This window comes from Mesorhizobium sp. M2A.F.Ca.ET.046.03.2.1 (assembly GCF_003952425.1).
In the GTDB taxonomy this organism is placed as follows: Bacteria; Pseudomonadota; Alphaproteobacteria; order Rhizobiales; family Rhizobiaceae; genus Mesorhizobium.
Genome location: NZ_CP034449.1, coordinates 1,805,202 through 1,820,048, shown reverse-complemented (window position 1 = coordinate 1,820,048; position 14,847 = coordinate 1,805,202). Strand labels below are relative to the sequence as shown.

Below are 14,847 nucleotides of genomic sequence, written 5' to 3'. Positions count from 1 at the left end.
CGCGAAATCAAAATGCTGCGGCTGCCTTCGCACCGTGACGGCGCGCTGCGCTGCAGAAGCCGGCAAAAACAATACCGGGGTCGCTTCTGAACGAAAAGGGGCCCTGCGTCACGCAGGACCCCTCGTTTCAAGCCGGATTACTTCAGCTCTTCGGCCTTGATGTAGCCGGAGTCGACGACCAGCTTCTCGTAGTTCGACTTGTCGACCTCGACCGGCGTCAGGAGGATCGAGGGAACCACCTTGACATCGTTGTTGTAGGTCTTGGTGTCGAGGCCCTCAGGCTTGCCGCCCGAGAGTACCTTGTCGACGAGCTCCACGGTCGACTTGGCCAACTCGCGGGTGTCTTTGAACACCGTCGAATACTGTTCGCCCGAGATGATCAGCTTGACGGAGGCGGTCTCGGCGTCCTGGCCGGTCACGATCGGCCAGGGCTGAGCGTCCGTCCCGTAGCCGACGGCGCGCAGCGAGGCGGTGATGCCGCGCGAAAGGCCGTCATAAGGCGACAGAACGCCATCGACGCGGCTGCCGTCCGAGTAGTTGGCCGAAAGCAGGTTGTCCATGCGCGCCTGGGCGGTGGCGGCGAGCCAGCGCAGCGTGCCGACCTTGTCCATGCCCGTCTGGCCGGACTTGATCTTGATCGAGCCGTCATCGATCAGCGGCTGCAGGACCGAGATTGCGCCATTGTAGAAGAAGAAGGCGTTGTTGTCGTCCGGCGAGCCGCCGAACAGCTCGACGTTCCACGGCTTGGTGTTCGGGAAGCGCTCCTTGAGGCCCTTGACCAGCGAGTTCGCCTGGATCACGCCGACGCCGAAATTGTCGAAGGTGGTGTAGTAGTCGACATTCGGGGTCTTCTTGATCAGGCGGTCATAGGCAACGACGACGACGCCCGCGTCGTTGGCCTTCTGCAGCGCGTCGGCCATGGTGGTGCCGTCGATCGAAGCGATGATCAGCGCCTTCGGTCCCTTGGTGATTTCGTTTTCCAGCTGGCTGAGCTGGTTCGGGATGTCGTCCTGCGCGTATTGCAGGTCGACGGTGTAGCCGAGCTTCTCGAGCTGGGACTTGACGGCGTCGCCGTCGTTGATCCAGCGCTGCGAGGTCTTGGTCGGCATCAGCACGCCGATGAGGCCCTTGTCGGCCGCGTGTGCCGAGTAGGTCATGGCAGCGACGCCAAGGGCCGCGACGGCGGCCAGTGTCTTGATGATCTTCACGATTACTCTCCCTGGTTGATAGACGCGACACCTCGGGGCTTCGCGGGCCGCGCAGCCGGGCAGATGCGCTGGCGCGCCTCCGTCGGCTTTATCGATCTCCGGTATCCTCCCAATCGGCCCCGCGACGCAGGTTCAATCGATACGAATTCGCTCGTTACCGACCCCTGCGCCTCGGAACGCGCGAAGGGTGTGGCCCTTTGACATAACTGTCAAATGCGATCTTTGGTGATTGCTATATCGAAACTGATATGGCTTAGAAGGTTGAAAGGAAACCCGCTTCGGAGGTCTAGGATCATGGCGGCGATGCAAGATTTCGGCGCGATTTCAGGTGGTTACGAGAAATCGCCGGGAGACGGCGAGACGCTGCTACGCAGCGGCCTGAGCCTCCGACATATGCGCATGATCACCGCGCTGGACGATCACGGACGGGTGAGCGCGGCCGCACAGGTCATGAACATCTCGCAGCCGGCCGCCTCGCGCATGATCGCCGAGATGGAGGCCGTGCTCGACGTCAGATTGTGCGAGCGGCTGCCGCGCGGCGTGACGCTGACCCCTTATGGCAAGGCGCTCGCGCGGCGCGCCCGCTCGATCCTGCTCGAAATGCGCGAGGCCGATCGCGAGATTTCCGAGCTCAAGGCCGGCAAGGGCGGCGCGGTTTTCCTAGGCGCGGTGACGGCTCCGGCAATCGAGTTGGCCGTGCCGGCGATTCGCGAAATCCGCCGCATCTATCCGCGCATCGAGATCACCATGCAGGTCGAGACCTCCAACGTGCTCGCCCGCGAACTGATCGCGTCGCGCCACGACTTCATCATCGCGCGCATTCCCGACGATCTTAACCCGAGGCTCTTCGAATCGCGCGTCATCGGCGTCGAGAAGGCCTGCCTCATCGTACGCCGCGGCCACCCGCTGGCGAGTGGCAAGGCAGTGAAGCTGGAAGACACGGCAGCCTATGACTGGGTCTTCCAGTCCGGCGGCTCGCCCCTGCGCCAGGCGATGGAAAGCAACTTTCTCAACCGCGACATTGCGCTGCCCGACCGCATCCTCAACACCTCGTCGCTGCTGCTCACTTTGGTGATGGTGGCGCAGTCCGACGCCATCGCGCCGGTCTCGATCCAGGTCGCCAGGTTCATCCAGGGGGCCGACGGGCTGGCCGGCGCCATCGACGTGGTCCAGACTGAGTTCGATATCGAGGTCCGCCCCTACAGCCTGATCACGGTCAGGAATCGCGTGCTCTCGCCGGCCGCGAAAATGCTGCACGACTTCATCTTGCGCGAAGTGGGGTGATGGAACGAGAACGCTACTTCTACGTTCAAACCGATCGGTCGCTCGCTCGAGCCCGTTGCGGGTGAGGAAAGAGCTGCCGAGGCTCAACAAGCTCGGGAGGTTTTTGATGGAACGTCGGTTGTTTCTGACTGGAATGCTTGGCGTTGCGGGGGCGGCGGCACTTGCCAGCCTGGCCGGACCCGGCAAGGCTGTTGCCGGCATTCCCGGTGGCAACGGGATCCTGGACGAACTCGACAAGCCGGACAACGCGGTCCTCGAAGGCGAGGATCCGGCCGAAGTGGAGCTGGTTTCCCACCGGCGTTACCATCACGGCGATTGGTACTGGCGCCGCCGCAGGCGCCGCCGTCGGCGCGGCTGGAGACATGTCTGCCGCCGCTACTGGCGTCATGGCCGCTGGCGCCGCCGCTGCTGGCGCGAGCGCTACTGGATCAACATCTGGCTGTAGTTCAGGCGCCGGTTGAACGTTGGATGTCAAGCGTTGGGTCTTGCATGGTCACGCAAGACCCAACGCCGTTGCAAAGACAATGTGGTTGCAAGACAATGTGCCGGGGCCGTTCCGGCGGCGAGCCAACACGATTTCATTTCAGGCGGGGGACTGAAGCGGGTAGCGACCCCGACGTTCAACTGGGAGCTAGCCCTTCAGCGACCTGGGGGATCGCCGAGATCATGGCCGGCTAGGAAGAAACGGTCTCCCGCATCACTCGCCGTTACGTCGGTCGCGGCGCCGCGTTTCAAGAGCGAGTCCGAAAGCCGAACGAGCCGAGGAGACTGAAGTGAGAGTAACGGCCTGATGCGGTCCTTGCGGATGAGGCAGCATGACTACCAGCTAGACGGCCGTTGCGTCTACTGCCGAGTAAATTTAGATAGCTTACCTCCCGACGACAGAACAGATGAGCATGTAGTTCCTCTCTCGCTTAACGGGACGTTGGTAATCCGAGATGGCGCATGTAAAGAATGTGGCTGCCGGGTACATGTAGATCGGAATCTTGCCCTGCGACGTCTCTGAGAGAGAGTTAACCGTCCAGAAACCTGCTGCTTGTTGCAGCTGGGGCATTTCCCTACACGATATGGAATTTATCGGCCCCTCTTGATGCCCGGTGCAAGTAAACACCCCCACCTCGCCGCAATACCGGCATCTGGCACTCACTGCCGCCGGCTTGAGTCTGAGTCCACTAACATCGCCACCTCTCAAGGCCGATGATAATCTCTGCATCAGAAGTAGAACCCCGCCATTTCATTCCCCCGCTGAAACTAGTCGGGAGGTGGTCTCAAACGCAAGTCGGTCTTCATTGGCTTAGAATTGGGCGATGGAGCCGGAATCAGAACCGCTAAGGAACCGAACGCGAACCAATTATGTAAAACCGAGTGTAAACCGGCATTTCGGCGCCGTTTGAGAATCTGGCTCGGCACCTTGCGCCACAAGCTGGAGCGGGTAGCGGGAATCGAACCCGCGCGTTCAGCTTGGGAAGCTGACAGGCTACCATTACATCATACCCGCGCGAGCCCTCGTTACCATGATGGCGCCGCCTCAAGCAATCGGCAAAACGGAGCCGGTGGCTCCATTGCTTGATGCCTTTCCGCGGAATGCGTATCTCTGATACCGCGCCGCCGAATCAGGCGGCTCGAACCGGAGGATGGCCTTGTCCGCACTGACGCGCTTTCTTGGCGACACGCCGCTCAGGGTGTTCCTGAAGCTGCTCGTGGTCTCCTTCCTCGTCGGCCTCGTCATGCATGCCTTCGGCTGGTCGCCGATGGACGTCTTCTATGGCATCCGCCAGTTCTTCGTGGATTTGTGGAATCTCGGCTTCCACGCCGTCGACCGCTTCCTCGGCTATATCCTGCTCGGCGCCGCGATCGTCGTTCCTGTGTTCATCCTGCTTCGGATCGCCAGCTACAGGAAGTAGCCGAGCGTCCCATCACGCATATCGGGAGGCAGCTTCGAACAATATGGCGTGGCGCGCGGCGAGCGCCGGCACATCGGTCGAGTAGCCGCCTCCGATGACGCCGCACAGCGGAACGTCGTGACTACGGAAATGGCCGATGACCATGTCTTCGCGGGCGCGGAGGCCATCGTCGCTCAGCGCCAGCCGGCCGAGCCTGTCCTCGGCATGCACATCCACGCCGGCATTGTAGAAGACGATGTCCCAATGCCTTTGCCCGGATAGTTCCGGCAGGATGGCGGCGAGCCGGTCGACATAAGCGTCGTCGCCGGTGCCGTCCGGCAAGGCGATGTCGAGGTCGGAAGCGATCTTGCGCAACGGGTAGTTGCGCTCGCCATGCATGGAAAAGGTGAAGGCGCGAGGCTCGTCCTTGAGAATGTCCGCCGTGCCGTCGCCCTGATGCACGTCGAGATCGACAATCAGCACGTTTTCGACCGCGCCTTCGGCCAGCAGCGCCAGCGCGGCGACGGCGACATCATTGAAAGTGCAGAAGCCGGCGCCTTGCGCCCGCCTGGCGTGATGGCTGCCGCCGGCGGCGTTGCAGGCAATGCCGTGTTTAAGCGCCAGCCTGGCCGCCAGCACGGTGCCGGCCGTGGCGAGCTGAGCCCTCAGCGACACGCGCGGGCCGACCGGAAAGCCGATCTCGCGCTCTATCGTCTGCGGCACCTGGCAGGCGATCACCTGGTCGACATAGTCAGCTGCGTGGGCAAGCTTCAGCCATGGCGCCGGCGCCGGTTCCGGCATCGAGAGCGCTTCCGGCACCGCCAGCCCGCGCATGCGCAAGGCCTCCATCAAAAGCGGATATTTGCTCATCGGAAAGCGATGGTTGACGGCGAAGCCGGCGTCATAGTCGGGGTGATGGACGATCTGTAGCGGCATGGATCGGGAGGCCTGAGCCAGGTCTGAAATTCGGTTGTCAGCCCGGCGGATGATGGTTGCATGAGGCAGGCAAACTGGGGCACATCGGGTCCTCGATCAAGCCGCAAGCAAACAGGCAGCAATCCCCTTGGACGCGACCGAAGCCAATATCAGGTCCTTCGCCGTCACCAATCGCTCGGTGCTGGCGATCGCCGTGCCGATGACGCTTGCCTATCTGACGACGCCGCTGCTCGGCATCGTCGACACGGCGGTGGTCGGCCAGTTCGGCGACGCGCCCCTGCTCGGCGGCCTGGCGGCGGGATCGCTGGTCTTCGACGTCGTCTTCACCACCTTCAACTTCCTGCGCTCCGGCACCACCGGCCTCGTCGCTCAGGCCTTCGGGGGCGGCGATGCGCTGGAAGAGCAGGCGGTGCTGTGGCGCGCCGTGCTGATCGCGGTCGTCGCGGGCGTCATCCTTGCGGCACTCGCGCCGCTCTTTGCCGTCGCCGGCCAATGGTTCATGGGCGCCGAGCCGCGCGTGAGCGCGGCCATGTCGGTCTATATCCGCATCAGGCTGCTCGCAGCCCCCTTCTCGCTGATCAACTACGCCATACTGGGCTACGTCCTGGGGCGCGGCGAGGGCGGGCTCGGACTGATGCTGCAGGCGGTGCTCAACGGCATCAACATCGTGCTCTGCTTCCTGCTCGGCCTCGAGCTCGGCTGGGGCGTCGCCGGCGTCGCCTGGGCGACGGTCACCGGCGAGTTCCTGGCCATGCTGCTCGGTCTTGCCATCGTGCTCAACCGCTTCCGCATGCTGGAGCGACCGTCACGTCGCCGCATCCTCGATTTGCCGGCCTACCGGCGCATGCTGTCGCTCAACCGCGACATCATGATCCGCTCCTTCTCGCTGCTTGCCGCCTTCGCGCTGTTCACCAGGCAGGGCGCGCAATTCGGCACGGTGACGCTTGCCGCCAACGCCGTGCTGATGAACTTCTTCCTGATCGCCGGCTATTTCCTCGATGGTTTCGCTACGGCCGCCGAGCAGTTGGCCGGCCGCGCCATCGGCGCGCAGGCGCCTGCTCCCTTCCGGCAGGCCGTGCGGCTGACGCTGATCTGGGGTTTTGGCCTCGCGGCCGGCGCCAGCCTTATCCTGCTGACCGCTGGCGCTGGTCTGGTGGCTCTGGTCACGACCTCGCCGGAAGTCCGCGAAGTCGCCGACATTTATCTGCCATGGGCGGCCTTCACGGCGCTGAGCGGCGTGCTGGCCTTCCAGATGGACGGCGTCTTCATCGGCGCCACCTGGTCGCGCGACATGCGCAACATGATGCTGTTGTCGTTCCTCGCCTTCAGCGCCGCGCTGATCACGCTGGCGCCGGCCTTCGGCAACAACGGGCTATGGGCGTCGCTGCATGTCTTCCTGCTGGTGCGCGGATTGAGCCTGCTCGCGGTGCTGAGGCTCAGGGTACGAACGGCGTTTTAGGCGCCGATTGTTCGGTTCCGGCCAGGCGCCGGTGTTCCTCAGCTCCAGAGGTCGGTCGAGAGGTATTTCAGCCCGGAGTCGCAAATCACGACGGCGATCGTCTTCCCCGATTGATCGCTGCGTAGGAGACGCAGCGCGGCGGCGACATTCGCTCCGGACGAGAAGCCGCCGAAGATACCTTCGCTGCGCGCCAGCAGGCGCGCGGTCTCGCGTGCCTCGTCGCCGGAAACCTGAAGATAGCCATCGACGGGCGCGTTTTTCAGAAACGGCAGGTCCGGCATGGCGTAGCCGCCGCCTTGAATGGGGTGTTCGGGTTGGGTGACCGTCTCGCCCGCGGCCGCCGCCGCGCCTTCGGGCTCGACGATGAAGCACTTGATCAGGGGATTGCGTTCCTTGAGCGCCCTCGCCACCCCGGCATAGGTGCCGCCCGAGCCGATGAAGTCTACGAATGCATCGACGGCGCCATGGCTGGCGTCCCAGATTTCCGGTCCGGTCCCGTGATAATGCGCAAGCCAGTTCCCGTCGCGGTGGAACTGATCGCCGCGAAATGCGCCTCTTTCCGCCGTCACCGCCTTGGTGGCCTGCTCGACAAGCGCCAGATCGCCACCCGAGACCTGCCCCGGCACCGATCCCGGCAGTTGGTCCACGAGGATCACTTCCGCGCCGAGCGCCGCCATCATGCGGGCGCGCTCTTCGGAGTTGCCCTTCGACATCACCGCGACGAAAGGGTAACCCCTGACGGCGCAGACGATCGCGAGGCCCGTGCCCATGTTTCCGGAGGTAAGCTCGACCACCGTTTGCCCCGGCTTGATTGCGCCGGACTTTTCGGCCTCCTCGATTATCCCAAGCGCCGCGCGATCCTTCTTGGAAAAGCCCGGATTAAGATATTCCAGCTTGGCGAGGATTTCGCCTTTGACGCCCGCTTGCGCCGTCAGCCTTTCGAGCCGGACCAATGGAGTTCGACCGATCGACTCTACGACGGAGTTCAGAACCTTAGCCATGGCTGTCCTCCCGATTTCGTGGGAGCTTATCAGAGTCTTTTGGACCAGTCTGTGCAACCGGTATCGCGCAGTTCGCCAATAGATTTGAGCCGTTGCCGCTCCACGAACCGTGCCATGTCGGCCACGATGCGCCCGGGCAGCGCCGGGCCGGCATAGATCATGCCGGTGTAGAGCTGGACGAGGTCGGCGCCGGCGCGGATCTTCTCCAATGCGGCCTCGGCGGAGTCAACGCCACCGACACCGATGATCGCCATCTGCGGTCCGAGCAGTTTGCGCATGCGGGCCAGAACCGCGGTCGAACGCTCGAACAATGGTTTTCCCGAGAGGCCGCCGGTTTCATCCGCCACACCGCCGCTCCGCAATCCGGTCCGCGCCAGCGTCGTGTTGGAGACGATGACGCCGTCGATCTTCTTTTCGGCGACCTCGGCGGCGATATCTTCCAGCTCCGCCTCGACGAGGTCCGGCGCGATCTTGAGGAAGACCGGCGGCTGGGCAGGGGCTGCTGCACGCGCGGCCATCACCCGCGACAAGAGCTCGCCAAGCTGCTCGCGCGCCTGCATGTTGCGCAGGCCCGGCGTGTTGGGCGAGGAGATGTTGACGGTGAGATAACTCGCATAGGAGGCGAAGCGGGCGACGCCGCGCTCGTAATCGGCGATGCGGTCGGCGCTGTCCTTGTTGGCGCCGATGTTGACGCCGACGATGCCTGGCCGCCCCTTGCGCGCGGCAAGCCGCTTTTCCGCCGCCGCATGACCTTCATTGTTGAAGCCCAGCCGGTTGATCACCGCTTCATCCGCCGTTAGCCGGAAGATGCGCGGCTTCGGATTGCCGGGTTGCGGCAGCGGGGTGATGGTGCCGACCTCGGCGAAGCCGAAGCCAAGCCTAAGCAGCGCGTCCGGCACTTCGGCGTTCTTGTCGTAGCCGGCGGCCATGCCGAGCGGGTTCGGGAACTCGAGGCCACAAAGCCTGATCCTGAGCCGCGCGTCGCGCGGCGCGGCCGAGCCGACCGGCAGTCCGCAGCGCAGCGCGGCGATGGACATGCCATGCGCGGTTTCCGGATCAAAGGAGAAAAGCAGCTTCTGGCCGATCCGGTCGAGCACGCTCATTCGCCTTCCAGCGCCGGGAAGTCGTGGCCGCCGGCGCCGGGCGGCAGCGGCTTGACCCAAAGGACGGCATCGAGGTCGAGCGGGGCGTAGAGATGCGGGAACAGCGCGCCGCCGCGCGATACCTCGTATTTCAGCGCGTTCCCCAGCTTCTCCCCGTCGATGGCGACCAGCAGCAGGCCCGTCTGGCCGGCGAAATGCTTGGCCGCTGTCTCGCGCACCTGGGCAGCGGTGGAGAAATGGATGAAGCCGTCGGCGATGTCGATCGGCGCGCCAGTGAGGCGCCCGTTCTTCTCGGCTTCGCGCCAAAGCGCCTCGGGGGCGATCTTGTAGATAATCTGAGACATTCTCGCGCTATAGTCCGAACCGAAGGAGCGGGGAAGGCTTGAAGCTCGACTCTTCCCCATTTCCGGCGCAAACCTGTGATAGCCCGCCTTCACTGGCTCATGGAGGACGATATGCGTCTGCAGCACATCCTGATCCCCGCGGCGCTTTGCTCGTTGGTTGCCGCTTCCGCCTATTCCGAGGAGACCGACCACTACCGTCTGGAGAAGTCGGCCAACGGCTATGTCCGCATGGATGCAAGGACCGGCGCCATGTCGATCTGCGAGGAGCGCACCGGCCAGCTCGTCTGCAAGATGGCGGCGGACGAGCGCGCCGCCTACCAGGACGAGATCGACCGGCTGGACAATTCGGTCAAGGCCCTCGATGCGCGGGTCGCCAAGCTGGAGAATTCGCTCTCCGCCCGGCTGGAATCGCAACTGCCGAGCGAAGAGGATTTCAACAGGACCATGGGCTACATGGAACGCTTCTTCCGCACCTTCAAGGACATCGTCAAGGACATGGACAAGGAAGACGGCGACGGCGGCGGCAAGCTGAACCAGCAGAAGACCTGAGCCGGCGCGACCGGGCCGCCCCTGGGGAAAACTCCGCGCGCGGCCTTTGCCGCTTGAAAAAGCGCCGCGCCGCCGCATAATCATTCCGGTCCCCGCAAGAAGCACGAAAATGATGATGGGATCGGGGGAGGAATATTTGCCGTCGGGCCACACTTTCGTCATTGCCGACGATCACCCGCTTTTTCGCGGCGCCTTGAAGGAGGCGCTGGCCGGCGTCGGCGACGTTGCCGCCATCCATGAGGCCGGGGATTTCGAAAGCGCCAAGGCTCTGGTGCTGGCCAATGAGGATATCGACATGGTGCTGCTCGACCTGTCGATGCCGGGCGCCAGCGGCCTCTCCGGCCTGATTGCGCTGCGCGGCATCCATCCGGCGGTGCCGCTGGTCGTAGTGTCGGCGCATGATGATCCCGTCACCATCCGCCGCGCCCTCGATCTCGGCGCGTCCGGCTTCATCTCCAAATCGGCCAGCATGGAAGAAATCCGCGCCGCGGTGCAGGCCGTGCTCGCCGGCGATATCGCAGCACCTGCCGGTGTCGAGCTCGGCGTCGAGCGCGACCCGGAAATCTCCGACCTGATCAAGCGCCTGCAGGCGCTGACGCCGCAGCAGACGCGGGTGCTCGGCATGCTGGCGGAAGGCCTCCTCAACAAGCAGATCGCCTATGAGCTCGGCGTCTCCGAGGCCACCATCAAGGCGCATGTCTCGGCCATCCTGCAGAAGCTCGGCGTCGACAGCCGCACCCAGGCGGTCATCCAGCTCTCCAAGATCGGCAATGACCCGCTGCAGCCGGTAAGTTAGCTACTTCTGCCTCTACTCCGCCGCCGGCGCCAGCGGCCTGACCCGCGCCATCATCGAGCGCAGCACGGCGGGCTTCACCGGCTTGTTGACGACCGGAATGTCGAGCTGGCTTGCGGCGGCGCGCATCTCGCTGGAGCGGTCGGCGGTGACCAGCACGCAGGGCAGGTCCTGGCCGTAGGCGGCGCGTAACCTGGCGATCGCGTCGAGCCCGGTGCCGCCATCGAGATGATAGTCAGCAAGCACGACGTCCGGCCTCACCGCGCCGGGTCCCATGAGCTCTCCCGATCCCGAAGCCGTCTCGACATGGCAGTCCCAGCCTTCGAGCAGCAGCCGCATGCCGTCGAGGATGCGCGCATCATTGTCGATGCAGAGCACATTGAGCCCGGCAAGCGTCGACGCAGAGCGGGCCGGGGCTTTGCCGATTTCGCGCGGCGGCGCCGCGACCTCCGCGACCGGCAGGATGACGGAAAAGCGCGTGCCCTTGCCCGGGTTGGAGAAAATGCGGATTTCGAGTCGCAGCACCCGCGCGATGCGGTCGACAATGGAGAGCCCCAGGCCAAGGCCTTCTGCCTCGCGTACGCCCTCGTCGAGGCGTGTGAATTCGTGGAAGACAGTGTTGAGCTTGTCGCCGGCGATGCCAATGCCGGTGTCGATCACCTGGATTTCGGCCAGTTCGCCGCGTCGCCGCACCCCAACCAGGATGCGGCCCTTGCGCGTGTATTTGATGGCGTTCGAGACCAGGTTCTGGATCAGCCGGCGCAAAAGGTTGCGATCGGTCATGACGCCGAGCGAGGACGGCATGATCTTGAGCTCGAGCTTCTTTTCGGCGGCCAAAGGGCGGAAGTCATTGCCGATCTGCCCGAGCAGCCCGCCGAGGCTGAAGGCGGTGTCCTCGGGCTTCATGGCGCCGGCATCGAGCCGCGAGATGTCGAGCACCGCGCCGAGGATGGTTTCGACCGATTCCAGCGAGGATTCGATGTTGATGGCCGCCTTGCCGGCCGGCCCCTTGCCGGCCTTCTCGATCAGCGACGAGCAATAGAGACGCGCCGCGTTGAGCGGCTGCAGAATGTCGTGCCCGGCGGCGGCGAGGAAGCGCGTCTTGCCGAGATTGGCCTCCTCGGCCAGCATCTGCGCCTGCGCCAGCTCCTCGTTGACCCGGGTGAGCTCGACGGTGCGGGTCTTGACCCGCTGTTCCAGCGATTCATTGGCCCGTTTCAGCGCCAGGTCCTGCTCGACGCGGCCGGAGATGTCGGCATAGGTGGCGACGATGCCGCCGTCGGGCATCGGGTTGGAGCGCAGCTCCAGAATGCGTCCGCTGGTCTTCAGCTCCATCTGCCATGGCCCGGCGAAGCTGGTCAGCCGGTTGAGCATCGTCACGCGCTGGTCAGCCGGGATATCGCCGCGTTCGGCAAGATGGCGCAGGATCCGGTCAAGCGACACGCCGACCTGGCCCATCTCGTCCGGCAGGTCGAACAGCTGCCGGTATTGCCGGTTCCAGCAGATCAGCCGGAAATCGCGGTCGAAGACGGTGATGCCTTGCTCCATCTGGTCGAGGGCGATCTGGAGCAGGTCGCGATTGTGCTGCAGCGCCTCGGTGGCGTCGTCGAGCAGCTTGAAGGCATCCTTGGAATCGTGGTCGTTGCGGCGGAACAGCAGCGACAGGATCAGCCGCGCCGAGGACGAGCCGACGGCGCTTGCCAGCAATTGCTCCGAGAAGCGGATGACATCCATGCTCGCTTGCTCCTTGCCGTGGAGCGAGACGCTTGCGCTCTTCTCGAAGGACTGGAAGGAGCGCTCCGTGCGCTCGACGCCGAGATAGCGCGAGATCGTGTCCTTGAGATCATTGACGGTGACGGCGGTGCGGAAGCGCCTGAGGCTTGGCATTGGGCCTGCCTCGCGCGGCACGAAGATCGCCGCCTGGATGCGCTCCAGCGGCACCGACGCGCGCGACAGGGACCCCAGCACGAAAAACAGGGCGTTGACCGAGAGGCTCCACAGCACGCCGTGGTTCAGCGGCTCGCCGACGGTGCCGAACAGCGCCTGTGGCCTCAGCGCCTCGAAGCCGAACAGCCCGTGGACGACGATGTCGGAACCCGGGCCGGCGAGCGAAGGCAGAAGAAGCGTGTAACCCCAGACAGCGATGCCCGCGACCATGCCGAGCGCGGCGCCCCGGCCGTTGGCGCGGCGCCAGATCAGGCCGCCGATCAGCGACGGCGCGAATTGCGCGATCGCCGCGAAAGACATCAGCCCGATCGAGGACAGCCGCGCGCTGTTGGTGCTCTCGCGGTAGTAGAGGAAGGCGATGAACAGCAGGATGAAGATGGACGCGCGGCGTACGTTGAGGATCAGTGTCGACCAATCCTCATTCTCCGAGGCGCTGGTCTTGATCACGCGGCGCACGAACAGCGGGATGATGAGATCGTTGGAGATCATGATCGACAGCGCGACGCTCTCGACGATCACCATGGCGGTCGCCGCCGACAGGCCGCCGACGAAGGCGGCCATGGCGAGCACGTCATGGCCGCCGAGCAGCGGCAGCGACAGGACATAAAGGTCGCTGCTGGTCTTGGTGCCGACCAGCGACAGGCCGGCAAAGGCGATCGGCAGCACGAAGAGGTTGATCGCCACGAGATAGAGCGGAAACAGCCAGGTCGCCGTGCGCAGTTCCGCCTCGCTGCGGTTCTCCACGATGGTGACATAGAATTGCCGCGGCAGCATCAGGATGGCAAAGCCGCTCAAGCCCGTCAGCACCAGCCAGGTGGCCAGCGAGGTGTTGTAGCTCATCGCCTGGCGTACCTGGCCGTTCCCGGCGAGCCTGGCGAACATGTCGCCGGGGCCGCCGAAGATCAGGAACGTGACCATCAGGCCGATGGCTATGAATGCGGCGAGCTTCACCACGGTCTCGACCGCAACGGCCAGAACCAGCCCGTCCTGATGTTCCGTGGCATCGGCGTGGCGGGTGCCGAACAGCACCGCGAACAGCGCCAGAAGCATCGCTACCACCAGCGAGATGTCGCTGACGAACGGATCGAAAGAGGGCGGCGAGCCGGTATAGTGCTCGACCATCAGGCTGACCGAGCCCGAAATCGCCTTGAGCTGCAGCGCGATATAGGGCACCGCGCCGATCGTGGCGATCAAGGTCGCGATCGCCGCGACGGTGAAGCTCTTGCCGTAGCGGGCGCCGAGGAAGTCGGCGATCGAGGTGATCTTCTCGCTCTTCGCCAGCCGAACCAGGCGGTTGAGCAGCGGGAAGCCGAACACGAAGACCAGCACCGGGCCGGTATAGATGCCGAGGAATTCGAGGCCGCGCTCGGAGGAAAGGCCGACCGAGCCGAAGAAGGTCCAGGAGGTGCAGTAGATGGCCAGGCTAAGCGCATAGATGAACGGCCGCGCCCGGCCGAGCCCCGCGGCGGCCGCGCGCCGGTCGCCGACGCTGGCAATGGCGAAAAGCAGCGTCACATAGGCGATCGCGATGATGACGACGAACCAGCCTTGCACGGCCCGTGCTTCCTCCCTGGCCGGTCTCCCATCCGGCCTGCCCAACCATTCCGGAAAAATACCAGGCGATTTGCCGTCCGGAATTGCGTCTGAACAAATACCCGGAGCGTTCAGGCATCTCGATGAAACGCTCGACCACCCCGACGCAACCACAGCTCGGGGCCCAAGTCCATCGCGGCTTTCGGCGCATATGCGGCTGATGGACGATGCGTGACACAAACCGGTGCCTTCATTGTTTTTCCGGTTTTGCAACCGGGGGTTTTTGTTATTGTGGGCTCGGGTCGGCGCCCAAGGACAACTGGTGAGGCGGCAGTGCGGCCCGCCACGGCAAGGAGGGTCGAATGCTGAAAGAATTCCAGGAGTTCATTTCCAAGGGCAATGTGATGGACCTGGCCGTCGGCGTCATCATCGGCGCCGCCTTCGGCAAGATCGTCGATTCCTTGGTCAACGACATCATCATGCCGATCGTCGGCGCGATCTTCGGCGGGCTGGACTTCAACAATTACTTCTTCGGGCTGTCCTCCAACGTCCATTCGGCAACGCTGGCTGATGCCAAGAAGGAGGGCGCGGTGTTCGCCTATGGCAGCTTCATGACCGTCGTGCTGAACTTCCTGATCCTTGCCTTCATCATTTTCCTGATGGTCAAGGCGGTGAACAATCTGCGCAAGCGGCTGGAGCGCGAGAAGCCGGCTCCCGCCGCGGCTCCGCCGCCGGCTGACGTGCAACTCCTGACCGAAATCCGCGACCTGCTCGCCAAGAAGTAACGCAGAGCGGGCGCTCTGGACC

At 64.2% G+C, this 14,847-nt stretch carries 13 protein-coding genes and 1 tRNA gene; 7 read left to right on the top strand and 7 right to left on the bottom strand.

Annotated features, from left to right (window positions below; all coding sequences use genetic code 11):
• Nucleotides 1-137: 137 nt before the first annotated feature.
• Entirely contained in the window at nucleotides 138-1,208 is a 1,071-nt protein-coding gene (gene chvE / locus EJ072_RS08700; protein WP_126079339.1) for a multiple monosaccharide ABC transporter substrate-binding protein, read from the bottom strand.
• A 294-nt stretch (nucleotides 1,209-1,502) separates the two neighbouring features.
• Here chvE and EJ072_RS08695 point away from each other — a divergent pair, with 294 nt between their 5' ends.
• The gene (locus tag EJ072_RS08695) at nucleotides 1,503-2,492 is read left to right on the top strand and encodes a LysR substrate-binding domain-containing protein (RefSeq protein WP_126079338.1); all 990 of its coding nucleotides are present in this window, start codon (nucleotides 1,503-1,505) and stop codon (nucleotides 2,490-2,492) included.
• Nucleotides 2,493-2,598: 106 nt separating this feature from the next.
• Nucleotides 2,599-2,937, top strand: a complete 339-nt coding sequence (locus EJ072_RS08690) for a protamine-2 (modular protein) (RefSeq protein WP_126079337.1) — start codon at nucleotides 2,599-2,601, stop codon at nucleotides 2,935-2,937.
• Between the two features lie 979 nt (nucleotides 2,938-3,916).
• Here EJ072_RS08690 and EJ072_RS08680 read toward each other — a convergent pair.
• Nucleotides 3,917-3,990, bottom strand: a tRNA-Gly gene (locus EJ072_RS08680).
• 136 nt (nucleotides 3,991-4,126) lie between these two features.
• Here EJ072_RS08680 and EJ072_RS08675 point away from each other — a divergent pair.
• Nucleotides 4,127-4,396 (top strand): DUF6460 domain-containing protein, encoded by a 270-nt coding sequence (locus tag EJ072_RS08675; protein WP_224603073.1) that lies wholly within the window; start codon nucleotides 4,127-4,129, stop codon nucleotides 4,394-4,396.
• A 12-nt stretch (nucleotides 4,397-4,408) separates the two neighbouring features.
• Here EJ072_RS08675 and EJ072_RS08670 read toward each other — a convergent pair whose 3' ends face one another.
• Entirely contained in the window at nucleotides 4,409-5,311 is a 903-nt protein-coding gene (locus tag EJ072_RS08670; RefSeq protein WP_126079334.1) for a histone deacetylase, read from the bottom strand.
• A gap of 121 nt (nucleotides 5,312-5,432) precedes the next feature.
• Between EJ072_RS08670 and EJ072_RS08665 the strand changes: the two genes are divergently transcribed.
• Entirely contained in the window at nucleotides 5,433-6,770 is a 1,338-nt protein-coding gene (locus tag EJ072_RS08665) for an MATE family efflux transporter (protein ID WP_189343339.1), read from the top strand.
• Nucleotides 6,771-6,808: 38 nt separating this feature from the next.
• Here EJ072_RS08665 and EJ072_RS08660 read toward each other — a convergent pair whose 3' ends face one another.
• The 3 genes from EJ072_RS08660 to EJ072_RS08650 are packed head-to-tail and all read right to left on the bottom strand — an operon-like array spanning nucleotide 6,809 to nucleotide 9,218.
• On the bottom strand, nucleotides 6,809-7,771 hold the full coding sequence (locus EJ072_RS08660) for a cysteine synthase family protein (protein ID WP_126079333.1): 963 nt from the start codon (nucleotides 7,769-7,771) through the stop codon (nucleotides 6,809-6,811).
• A gap of 29 nt (nucleotides 7,772-7,800) precedes the next feature.
• Nucleotides 7,801-8,874, bottom strand: a complete 1,074-nt coding sequence (locus EJ072_RS08655) for a quinone-dependent dihydroorotate dehydrogenase (RefSeq protein ID WP_126079332.1) — start codon at nucleotides 8,872-8,874, stop codon at nucleotides 7,801-7,803.
• Nucleotides 8,871-9,218: a DUF952 domain-containing protein gene (locus EJ072_RS08650; RefSeq protein WP_189343262.1), complete on the bottom strand. Its 348-nt coding sequence runs from the start codon at nucleotides 9,216-9,218 to the stop codon at nucleotides 8,871-8,873. Before EJ072_RS08650 ends, EJ072_RS08655 begins: the two co-directional genes overlap by 4 nt.
• A 111-nt stretch (nucleotides 9,219-9,329) precedes the next feature.
• On the opposite strand from EJ072_RS08650, the gene EJ072_RS08645 reads away from it, so the two are divergent.
• Both EJ072_RS08645 and EJ072_RS08640 read left to right on the top strand, forming a co-directional pair.
• Nucleotides 9,330-9,767: a hypothetical protein gene (locus EJ072_RS08645; RefSeq protein WP_126079331.1), complete on the top strand. Its 438-nt coding sequence runs from the start codon at nucleotides 9,330-9,332 to the stop codon at nucleotides 9,765-9,767.
• A gap of 136 nt (nucleotides 9,768-9,903) precedes the next feature.
• A complete protein-coding gene (locus tag EJ072_RS08640; RefSeq protein ID WP_126083558.1) occupies nucleotides 9,904-10,563 on the top strand; it encodes a response regulator transcription factor in 660 nt (219 codons plus the stop codon).
• A gap of 12 nt (nucleotides 10,564-10,575) precedes the next feature.
• On the opposite strand, the gene EJ072_RS08635 is transcribed toward EJ072_RS08640, so the two are convergent.
• Entirely contained in the window at nucleotides 10,576-14,061 is a 3,486-nt protein-coding gene (locus tag EJ072_RS08635; RefSeq protein WP_189343261.1) for a PAS domain-containing hybrid sensor histidine kinase/response regulator, read from the bottom strand.
• Nucleotides 14,062-14,402: 341 nt separating this feature from the next.
• On the opposite strand from EJ072_RS08635, the gene mscL reads away from it, so the two are divergent.
• Nucleotides 14,403-14,825 carry a large conductance mechanosensitive channel protein MscL gene (gene mscL, locus EJ072_RS08630; protein WP_126079330.1) on the top strand — a complete coding sequence of 141 codons (423 nt, stop codon included), beginning with the start codon at nucleotides 14,403-14,405 and terminating at the stop codon, nucleotides 14,823-14,825.
• The last annotated feature ends 22 nt before the right edge of the window (nucleotides 14,826-14,847 follow it).